Consider the following 206-nt stretch of genomic DNA (forward strand, 5'->3'; position numbering starts at 1 on the left):
CACCGGGTTGGAACGGGCCGCTGGTCCTGCTCACTGCTGGCTACCTCCGAGGGCGATGCGTGCGTGGTGTTCCGGCGCACGATCGTCGCATCCCCGCACCGGGCTCCGGTCAGCGGCCACGCGCGGCGGCCAGCGCGACCCGCAGGTCCTCCCTGCGCAGCACCCCGCTCGGCTTGCCGTCCTCGTCCACCACCAGGAACTGCCAC

The organism is Allokutzneria sp. NRRL B-24872, assembly GCF_002155965.1.
Lineage (GTDB): Bacteria > Actinomycetota > Actinomycetes > Mycobacteriales > Pseudonocardiaceae > Allokutzneria.